This window comes from uncultured Streptococcus sp., assembly GCF_915066115.1.
GTDB lineage: Bacteria > Bacillota > Bacilli > Lactobacillales > Streptococcaceae > Streptococcus.
In genome coordinates, this window is the sequence record NZ_CAJZDT010000070.1 from 1 (window position 1) to 9,844 (window position 9,844).

At 43.4% G+C, this 9,844-nt stretch carries 8 protein-coding genes and 1 pseudogene; all 9 read right to left on the minus strand.

Annotated elements, in window-relative coordinates:
• A partial coding sequence (locus tag QZ565_RS05910) for an acetylxylan esterase (protein WP_295526881.1) occupies nucleotides 1-565 on the minus strand: 565 nt, incomplete at its 3' end.
• Nucleotides 566-883: 318 nt separating this feature from the next.
• On the minus strand, nucleotides 884-2,899 hold the full coding sequence (gene recG, locus QZ565_RS05915) for an ATP-dependent DNA helicase RecG (RefSeq protein ID WP_295526884.1): 2,016 nt from the start codon (nucleotides 2,897-2,899) through the stop codon (nucleotides 884-886).
• A gap of 17 nt (nucleotides 2,900-2,916) precedes the next feature.
• Entirely contained in the window at nucleotides 2,917-4,020 is a 1,104-nt protein-coding gene (gene alr / locus QZ565_RS05920) for an alanine racemase (protein WP_295526888.1), read from the minus strand.
• Entirely contained in the window at nucleotides 4,010-4,372 is a 363-nt protein-coding gene (acpS, locus tag QZ565_RS05925) for a holo-ACP synthase (RefSeq protein ID WP_295526900.1), read from the minus strand. The genes alr and acpS overlap by 11 nt, the downstream gene beginning before the upstream one ends.
• Nucleotides 4,373-4,417: 45 nt before the next feature.
• Nucleotides 4,418-5,449, minus strand: a complete 1,032-nt coding sequence (locus QZ565_RS05930; protein ID WP_049523943.1) for a 3-deoxy-7-phosphoheptulonate synthase — start codon at nucleotides 5,447-5,449, stop codon at nucleotides 4,418-4,420.
• A gap of 1 nt (nucleotide 5,450) precedes the next feature.
• Nucleotides 5,451-6,482: a 3-deoxy-7-phosphoheptulonate synthase gene (locus tag QZ565_RS05935; RefSeq protein ID WP_000232190.1), complete on the minus strand. Its 1,032-nt coding sequence runs from the start codon at nucleotides 6,480-6,482 to the stop codon at nucleotides 5,451-5,453.
• Nucleotides 6,483-6,562: 80 nt separating this feature from the next.
• Nucleotides 6,563-9,076, minus strand: a complete 2,514-nt coding sequence (gene secA / locus QZ565_RS05940) for a preprotein translocase subunit SecA (RefSeq protein ID WP_295526896.1) — start codon at nucleotides 9,074-9,076, stop codon at nucleotides 6,563-6,565.
• 145 nt (nucleotides 9,077-9,221) lie between these two features.
• A complete protein-coding gene (locus QZ565_RS05945) occupies nucleotides 9,222-9,509 on the minus strand; it encodes a hypothetical protein (RefSeq protein ID WP_000400607.1) in 288 nt (95 codons plus the stop codon).
• A 10-nt stretch (nucleotides 9,510-9,519) separates the two neighbouring features.
• Nucleotides 9,520-9,828, minus strand: a pseudogene (locus QZ565_RS05950) (ATP-binding cassette domain-containing protein); the annotation flags it as partial.
• Between the last annotated feature and the right edge of the window lie 16 nt (nucleotides 9,829-9,844).

Sequence of the window (9,844 nt, forward strand, 5' to 3'; positions counted from 1 at the left end):
CCAGGGCTAAAGCCCCTCCTTGTGAGGCACCATAACTAGAAAGTCTTTCCTCATCTACCTGAGGCAGACTAGCAACAATTTCGACCAACTGGTAAATATCCAGATAAACATCCTTATAAAAGAGATGGTCCCGACCTTCCACAGCACCACGGATGATATGTCCTTTAACTGTATTTCCTAAAGGAGAACGCAAACCGTCCTGTGAATAACCTGACTGTCCCCGCACATCCATGGAAACAACACCGTAACCAGCCACAGTATAGGCTAGCATGTCAGCCCAGTCCCAGCCACGTCCCATATAACCATGGAAATGGAAAATTATTGGAACTTTATCCTCACTTTTTGGAAGAACAACGCGCGCATAAACCTTTCCTTCATTTGTTCCTTCAAATGTTAACTCATAGCACTTGACTTGAGGAATGTGGAAATCTCTTTCCTCCAACTGGTAGGCTGGAAGAGTGGAGACTTTTTTCACTTCCTCATCCCAGAAAGCATCAAAGTCTTGTGGAACCTCGTCCCTTCCTAGATAGGTCTTAATTTCTTCTAATAAAGCTGGATTTTTCATAGCATACTCCTTTTATTTTGTAATCGCTATCACAACTGTAGCATATCTAGAAAAGCAATGCAAGAAAGAAGAGTAAATAGAAAGTGATTTTAGATTCTTTATTTTGGGGATGATAGACTGAAAGTAGTTTTAGAAACGAAAAAAGAGCATCCCTGCTCTTTCTTCTATTCAATCTTATTTTGTTGCTTCTTTCTTTTGGAAAGTGGTTTGGTAATTTACTTTAATCGTTACTGTCATCTGAGAGTCCTCGTTTCTTTTTGATGACTCTAGTATAAGGGCCAAACCTGAAAGCTAGCTTAAGTTTTCCTTAGAGAAAGCTTAATCTAGATGTTCTTTCTTTTCCAGATGAAGAGCAATCATGCGCCACTCTGGATCCTCTTGCCAGCCTTCTATAGAACTAATATAGCTAGCCACCTTTCTGGCTTCTTCTAAAATTGGAAAATCTTCGATAATATCAGCCACTCGAAACTCTGGGAGACCTGACTGTCTGGTTCCAAAAATCTCACCTGAACCGCGCATTTTCAAATCTTCCTCCGCAAGGACAAATCCATTAGTCGTTTCTGTCATGATGCGCATGCGGTCCTTCCCAGAATCCGTCTTGGGATTGGCAACGAGAACAGCATAGGATTGCTTATCTCCCCGACCGACACGACCCCTGAGCTGGTGAAGCTGGCTGAGACCGAAGCGATCAGCATCCATGATAATCATGACAGTCGCATTGGGAACATTAACCCCGACCTCGATAACCGTCGTCGAAACCAGAATATCCGTCTTTCTCTCTTTGAACTCCTGCATAATCTGGTCTTTTTCGTCACTCTTCATCTTACCATGTAGAAGAGCCACTTCTGCCTTACCTGCAAAATGAGCTGTCAATTCCTCTGATAAGGCAATGGCATTTTTCAAATCCAGAGCTTCTGATTCTTCAATCAAAGGAGAGATAACATAGGCTTGTGAACCTTTTTTAATTTCCCCCTCTAACCAAGTCAAGACCTGAGGTAATTGCTCATGTTTGATCCAGCGTGTCACAATAGGTTTCCGTCCTGCTGGCATCTGGTCGATAATGGAAACATCCATATCGCCAAAGGCTGTGATAGCCAGCGTCCGTGGAATAGGAGTCGCTGTCATCATGAGAACATCTGGATTGTCGCCTTTTTCCCTTAGAATACGCCTTTGCCCCACACCAAAACGGTGCTGCTCATCGATGATAATCAAGCCCAGACGAGCATAATCCACCCCATCCTGAATCAGAGCGTGGGTTCCGATAATCAAATCAGCCTCACCCTTGGCAATGGTCTCCAAGACCTCTCTTTTTTCTGCAGCTTTCAAGGAACCTGTCAAGAGAGCCAGTTTCAAATCAGGAAAAAGCCCCTTCAAACTCTCAAAGTGTTGCTCTGCTAGAATCTCTGTCGGCACCATTAGGGCTGCCTGATAGCCAGCTGTCACCGCTGCAAACATGGCTAAGCCAGCGACCACAGTTTTTCCGCTCCCCACATCCCCTTGCAGGAGACGATTCATGTGGTGGTCCGACTTCATGTCGGCCAAAATTTCCTGCAAACTCTTTTCCTGAGCTTGGGTCAGGTCAAATGGCAGATTTTCTTTAACAGCTGTCACTTTTTCCTGAGACCAATTCAGAACCAGACCACTCCCCTGAACCTTGTTTTCAGACTTGAGCGTCTGCAATTGCATTTGGAAATAAAAGAGTTCCTCAAACTTGATACGGCGAAGGGCCTGCTTGTATTCTGCCGAATCCTTAGGAAAATGCATAGCGCGGACAGCCTGACAACGGGACATGAGTTTGTATTTGTCCAGCAAAGACTGGGGAAGATTTTCCTCTATCAAGAGGTCCAGTCCCTGATCAAAAGCCGTCTTAATAACCTTGACCAGACTGGCCTGACTGATTCCCTGAGCCAAGCGATAAACAGGTTGGAGGTCATCTTCCACCTGAGCCAAAACCTTCATCCCTGTCAGACTAGCCTTGGCGCAGTCCCATTTTCCAAAGACGGCAAGAGTTGCTCCCAACTCTATCTTATCTGCTAGATAGGGCTGGTTAAAAAAATTCACCGCAAAAACGACTTCTCCCTGCTTGAGGCTAAAGCGCAGGCGATTGCGCTTGAAACCATAATACTGGACACTGGCAGGAGTCACGACTTGACCAGAAAGAACTGCCTTCTCCCCATCTTCCAGTTCCAATACCTGCTTGGTCTTGAAGTCTTCATAACGGAAAGGAAAGTAGAGCAAGAGGTCTTGCAAGTTTTCAATTCCTAGTTTAGCGTATTTCTCTGCTGACTTTGGCCCCACACCAGGTAAGACATGCAAGGGTTGATATAGATTCATGCTCCACTCCTTTCTTTTTAATAATATTCTCTCGGAATACGGTCGCTGAGGAGACAAACCACCTCATAGTTAATGGTTCCACGGTAGGTCGCTACCTGAGTAGCTGTGATTTCCTTGTCTCCGTTGGTGCCAATCAAAGTTACCTTTGTTCCCAGCGGATAAAGTTTAGGCAGACGAATGGTGATTTGGTCCATCGATACTCGTCCAACGATTGGGCAAGCTTGACCATCTACCAAGACAGAGAAATTCTGCATGTCTCGTGTCCATCCATCCGCATAGCCGATTGGCACCGTCGCAATGACTTGCTCGCTATCCGCCTGATAGGTCGCTCCATAGCCCATACAGGCTCCAGCTGGAACTGTTTTGACATGAACCAAGGCAGACTCCAAGGTCAAGGCCGGTGTCAAATCATAAGGCAAGTCCAAAACCTCTCCGCTAGGGTTAAGACCATACATAGCATCTCCCATACGGACCGCATTGAAAATAGTCTCTGCATGCCAAAGGGTCGTTGCCGAATTGCTGGCATGTATCAGCTCTGGAAGACCTTTCATACTGGCCAAAATAGTTTTAAACCGTTCTAACTGGGCATTAAAGTAGTCATCTGATTTCTCGTCTGCAGTAGCAAAGTGGGTAAAAATCCCTTCAACACGAGCACCGTGTTGTTGGAGCAAAACTTGAGCCTGCTCAGCCTCACCGGCCTCTCTAAAACCAATCCGTCCCATTCCTGAGTCAATCTTAAGGTGGACTGTCAATCCAGTTAGGTCCGCTTCCTTATCTAAGAGTGCTTGAATCCACTCCAGTCCAGCCACTGTCAAGGTGATGTCGTATTCTTTAGCTAGAGCAACAGCTTCGATTTCAGAAACTCCTAAAATGATGATTCGGTTGCTGAGTCCAGCCTGTCTGAGTTCAATGGCTTCATCAATATTGGAAACGCAAAAGCCATCAACTTCATCCTGAATCGCCGTCGCAACAGCAACAGCTCCATGCCCGTAGGCATTGGCCTTGACCACTGCAAATTTGAGCGTTCCTTGAGGGATATGAGCCCCCATTTGCTGAATATTTTGTCGAATAGCTCCCAGATGAATCAGAGCCTTGGTTGGTCTATGTGGACTAGCTTTCATGATTTTCCTCCAAAATGACACTGGCTGTCACAAACTGATCGGTATGGCTGATAGACAGCCAAATCTTTCCTGAAAATGGTGACTGACTAAAATAAGGCGCCCCGCGTTCATTATTCAAGACTTCCAAATCCTGAAAAGCGAGCTTGCCAATGCCCGTTCCCATAGCCTTGGAAAAGGCCTCCTTAGCCGACCAGCGACCAGCCAAATATTCGATTTGCCTGCGCCCTTTAAGACTGTTAAACCGTTCCATTTCCTTAGCGGTCAGCACGCGCTTAGCAAAGCCTTCATGTCGTGTAACTGCACTTTCTATCGAAGACAATTCTTCGATGTCAATTCCGTGTCCAACTATCATTCTCATTAAAAGGAGTTGAGATTCCCCCAACTCCATCCTTTTCACTTATTTTGTCAAGGTAGCATAGATTTCTTCTACCAAGGCCTCTGTATTTTCCCAACCTAGGCAAGGATCGGTAATAGAGCAACCAAAGACCTCTGGTTGGTTTTGACGACCATCTGCTAGGTAAGATTCAATCATAAAGCCTCGAACCGTCTTTTTAATCTTCTCATTCCAATCACGATTCTGCAAGGTCTTACGAACCACTCGAATCTGCTCCATATATTGCTTGCCTGAGTTATCATGGTTGGTGTCGATGAGGATAAAAGGATTTTCAAGTCCCATTGCCTCATAACGTTCAATGGCATTTAGCAAGGTTTCATAGTAAAAGTTAGGCTCATTTTTTCCATATTCATTGACTGCGCCACGAAGGATGACGTGGGCCAAAGGATTACCTGAAGTCTCAACTTCTTGGCCATGGAAGAGGAAGGTTTGTTTGTTTTGAGCGGCATAGATACCGTTAAACATAACCCCAAGATTTCCAGAGGTTGGATTTTTCATCCCTACTGGTGCATCAATTCCTGAAGCCACAAAACGGTGCTCTTGGTCTTCCACAGAACGAGCCCCAACAGCATGGTAGCTGACCAAATCATCTACCAAGACAAGATTTGACGGATAAAGCATCTCATCTGCCGTTGTCAAACCAGTCTCTGTAATCACGCGATAGTGCAACTGGCGCACAGCCTGCAAACCGTTGATTAGACTTGGAGCCTTAGAAGTATCCGGCTGGTGAACCAAACCTTTATAGCCGTCTCCGTTGGTGCGAGGTTTAGCTGTATAAACACGCATAACCATGAAAATCTTGTCCGCCACCTTCTTTTGCAAAGCAGATAAACGACGGGCATATTCCAAGACAGCCTCTTCATTGTCAGACGAGCAAGGACCAATCACCAAAAGGATACGGTCATCTTCTCCTGAAATGATGTCTGCCAATTCTCTATCACGACGCTCCTTTAATCGCAAGGCTTCCGCAGACAATTGAGTTTCTGCCTTGATTGCTTCAATATCGATTTCTTGACCTTTTTCAATAAATGCCATCTTATTCTCCTAGCGTTTGGTAGATTTCTCTGACAAGGGCTTCCGTATTATCCCAGCCCAGGCAAGGGTCCGTGATAGACTTGCCAAATACTTCCGGTTCGTTCTGACGGCCGTCTTCTAGATAAGACTCAATCATAAAGCCACGAACGTACTGCTTGATTTTTTCATTCCAATCACGGTTAATCAAGGTCTGGCGGACAATTCGAATCTGATCCATATATTGCTTACCAGAATTGTCATGATTGGTGTCCACAATGATAAAAGGATTTTCCAAGCCCATTTTCTCATATTGAGCAATAGTATCCATCAAATTATCATAGTAGTAGTTAGGAATATTCTTACCATATTCATTGATTGCTCCACGAAGAATGGCGTGCGAAAGCGGGTTCCCAGTTGTTTCCACTTCTTTTCCTAGGAAAAGGAAACTTTGTTTGTTTTGAGCAGCATAAATCCCATTAAACATAACATTGAGATTTCCAGATGTCGGATTTTTAAAACCAGTTGCGAAATCTGCCCCACTTGCCACAAAGCGGTGTTGCTGGTCTTCAACTGAACGGGCACCAACCGCCATGTAAGAAATCAAATCATCTACAAGCGGAAGATTTTCAGGATAAAGCATTTCATCAGCTGTTGTCATACCTGTTTCTGTGATAACACGATAATGAAGATGGCGAACGGCTTTGATTCCATTGATAAGACTAGGCGCTTCTGTCGCATTAGGCTGGTGAATCAAGCCCTTATAGCCATCTCCGTTGGTACGAGGTTTGGCAGTGTAAACACGCATAACCATAAAGATACGATCTGCCACTTCTTCTTGCAAAGCTGCCAAACGCTTAGCGTACTCAAGAACAGCTTCTTCATTGTCAGATGAGCATGGCCCAATTACCAAGAGAATTCGCTGGTCTTCTCCACGTATAATGGCTTCAAGTTCTTGATCGCGCTGAGATTTTCTCTCCAAAGCTTGGCCTTCTAATTTTGATAAGGCACGAACTTCTTCAATATTAATTTTAGGACTTTTTGCTGTAAATACCATAACTCATCTCCTTATAAATCAAACGGATACCAAGTAAAAATTTACTTTTCACAAGGTATCCGCCTCTAAACTATCTCATTTTATTGTCTTTTACCGTGACAGTTTTTAAACTTCTTACCAGAACCACATGGGCAAAGTTCATTCCGTCCAATCTGGCTCAAATCCAAATCTTCTGGTATATTTGCTTGGTGGGCAGCGATATTGCGAGTCGCTGTTGTACTGATATGGTGTTCTGCTTGTGGTCTTTCTTGTTCATGAATTTGTGCTTTCATCATCAAGCGTGTCACATCAAACTCAATCGAACCAATCATGTCATTAAACATACGGAAACCTTCTGCCTGATACTCAACAACAGGGTTGTTCTGAGCATAGCCACGAAGTCCAACCGCGTTACGCAATTGATCGAGGGCATCGATATGATCTGTCCACTTGTTATCTACCACTCGTAGAATCAAAACTTTTTGGAATTCTTTAACTGCTTCTTCATCGCGTAGTTTTGAAACCTGACTATCGTAAACTTGCAAAGCACGTTGGAAGAGCTCTTCCTTGATGGCCTTATCAGACAAGCCTGACAAGTCTTCCATCGTAATAGAATCTTCTGGAAGCAAGTTGTACTTAGCAAAGTTCAAAATTGCCTCTAGTTTTTCATCTTGTTTGGCACGCGCATGACCATCAATGACACGACCAATCGTGCGTTTAATCATAGCCTGAATTTCAGGTGCCAAGTCACGATCTGCAGTGATGACATCGTAACGTTGAGCATAGATAATCTCACGTTGTTCACGCATGACGTCATCGTATTGAAGGACTTGTTTACGGGTATCGTAGTTATTTCCTTCGACACGTTTTTGCGCTGCTTCAACCTGACGTGTCAACATACGAGACTCAATGGCCTCTTCAGACATGTTGAGACGTTCAAAGATTCCCTTCAGGCGTTCAGAACCAAAACGTTTCATCAAGTCATCTTCAAGAGATAGGTAGAATTGTGACTCACCTGGGTCTCCTTGACGACCTGAACGTCCACGAAGCTGATTATCGATACGACGGCTTTCATGGCGTTCTGTACCAATCACACAAAGTCCACCCAATTCGCGAACTCCTTCACCAAGCTTGATGTCGGTACCACGACCGGCCATGTTAGTCGCAATGGTAACAGCACCACGTTGACCAGCATTCATGATGATTTGGGCTTCTTTATAGTGGTTTTTAGCATTTAAGACTTCGTGAGGAACGCCAGCTGCGACCAATTTCTTAGAAATGTAATCACTGGTTTCAACCGCTACTGTACCAACCAAGACAGGCTGACCTTTTTGGTAACGAGCCTTAACGTCTTCGACAACCGCCTTAAACTTAGCCTCGATACTTGCATAAAGAAGGTCTGAGTGGTCAATACGTTGAACAGGACGGTTTGTTGGGATTGGAATAACACGAATGTTGTAAATTTCACGGAATTCTTCTTCCTCAGTCTTACCTGTACCCGTCATACCAGACAATTTCTTGTACATACGGAAAAGGTTTTGGTAAGTGATTGAGGCAGATGTCTTGGTTTCATCCTGAATTGGCACACCTTCTTTAGCTTCAATGGCTTGGTGCAATCCATCAGAATAACGACGACCTTCCATGGTACGACCTGTAAATTGGTCAACGATCAAGATTTCTTGTTCTTCGCTCACCACATAGTCAATATCGAGAAGCATGATGTAGTTAGCACGAAGGGCATTATCGATAAAGTGAGTCAGAGCTACGTTTTCGATGTCATAGAGGTTTTCAAGTTTGAAGTAGCTTTCAGCCTTGTCAATCCCTGAATCAGACAAACCAATAGTTTTAGACTGTACATCGATGATGTAGTCGTCTTTGTCCAAAGATTTCACATAGTGGTCTGCCATGTGGTAGAGCTGACTAGTTTCAACCGCATTAGCACCTGATACGATCAAAGGTGTACGCGCCTCATCAATCAAGATTGAGTCAACCTCATCGACCAAGGCATAGTTAAGCGGACGTTGTACCATGTTTTCAGCGCGAACGACCATGTTATCACGAAGGTAGTCAAATCCGATTTCTGAGTTGGTTGAGTAGGTAATATCACACTCATAGGCTTCTTTTTTCTCCATTGGAGATTTGGCAGCCAAGTTAATCCCTACTGACAAGCCAAGCCATGAGTACAATTCACCCATTTCAGTCGCGTCACGTTCTGACAGGTATTCATTGACCGTAACTACGTGAACCCCTTTACCTGAAAGGGCATTGAGGTATACGGGCATGGTCGCAGTCAAGGTTTTTCCTTCCCCTGTACGCATTTCTGGCACGTCACCATGGTGAAGAACGATTCCCCCCATGACCTGAACCTTATATGGGAAGAGACCTAGGACACGTTTAGCACCTTCACGGACAACCGCAAATGCTTCATAAAGCAGTGAATCCAGTGATTCTCCATTTTGATAACGTTCTTTAAATTCAACTGTTTTTGCTTTTAGTTGGTCGTCAGTCAAAGCAGCCATTTGGTCTTCGTATTTGAAAACCTTGTCAGCCATCTTTTCCAGACGACGAAGTTCTCCTTTATCATTTTCAATAATCGTTTTTAAAATATTAGCCATGATTTTCCTTACTTTTTATTCTGAATATTTTAGAATGTTCTTTTAATTTTAGCACAATTACTGATTATTTTCAAGGAAGAATCCCCATTTTGAAAAGGAAAAAGAGGCTAGTTTCCAAGCTAACCTCTCTGATTTTTATGATACTTTAATTGCCAAAAATCGGCAAAATCGCAAATAGGATAAATAGATTTATCCAAAAAGAAAGACAACAGATAAGTCCAAAAACAAAGAGACTGACTTTCTTGGACAGTAAGGCCATCAAAATCGACAGAATTCCAAAAACTAGTAAAACTTTCTGCATGATTAAGAGATTGATAGATATTCCCAGAACTGGTTTATCCCAAGGAACAAAGAAGAAAGCAATCCAGATCAACAGAACTAAACCAATATAGACCTTAGAATAGCGTGTAATAAATGATTTTAGATGTTCCATAAGCCACCTCCTAGGATTGTATATCCTTTAAATATTGTATATGCCCATTTTCGACAACTAATACATCTGTACAAAGATCTGAAATATCTTCCGATATGTGCGAAGTCAGGATAACCAGACCATTTTCTTTTTTCAGATAAGATAAAATGACCTGTTTGGTTAACCTCACACTCTTCTCATCCAAAGCATTCATAGGTTCATCAAGAAAGAGTATAGATGGTTCGGCAATAAAGGCTTGAATCAAAGCCATTTTTTGCTTTGTTCCTAAGGATAAATGACGGTATTAAACGTCTTCAAATTCCTGTAAATCATAGTATTGACTCCACTAGTCAATA

Coding starts and splice junctions, on each gene's coding strand:
- recG (WP_295526884.1), bottom strand. CDS start 2,899: ATGAATCTATATCAACCCTTGCATGTCTTACCTGGTGTGGGGCCAAAG.
- alr (WP_295526888.1), bottom strand. CDS start 4,020: ATGAAAGCTAGTCCACATAGACCAACCAAGGCTCTGATTCATCTGGGA.
- acpS (WP_295526900.1), bottom strand. CDS start 4,372: ATGATAGTTGGACACGGAATTGACATCGAAGAATTGTCTTCGATAGAA.
- QZ565_RS05930 (WP_049523943.1), bottom strand. CDS start 5,449: ATGGCATTTATTGAAAAAGGTCAAGAAATCGATATTGAAGCAATCAAG.
- QZ565_RS05935 (WP_000232190.1), bottom strand. CDS start 6,482: ATGGTATTTACAGCAAAAAGTCCTAAAATTAATATTGAAGAAGTTCGT.
- secA (WP_295526896.1), bottom strand. CDS start 9,076: ATGGCTAATATTTTAAAAACGATTATTGAAAATGATAAAGGAGAACTT.
- QZ565_RS05945 (WP_000400607.1), bottom strand. CDS start 9,509: ATGGAACATCTAAAATCATTTATTACACGCTATTCTAAGGTCTATATT.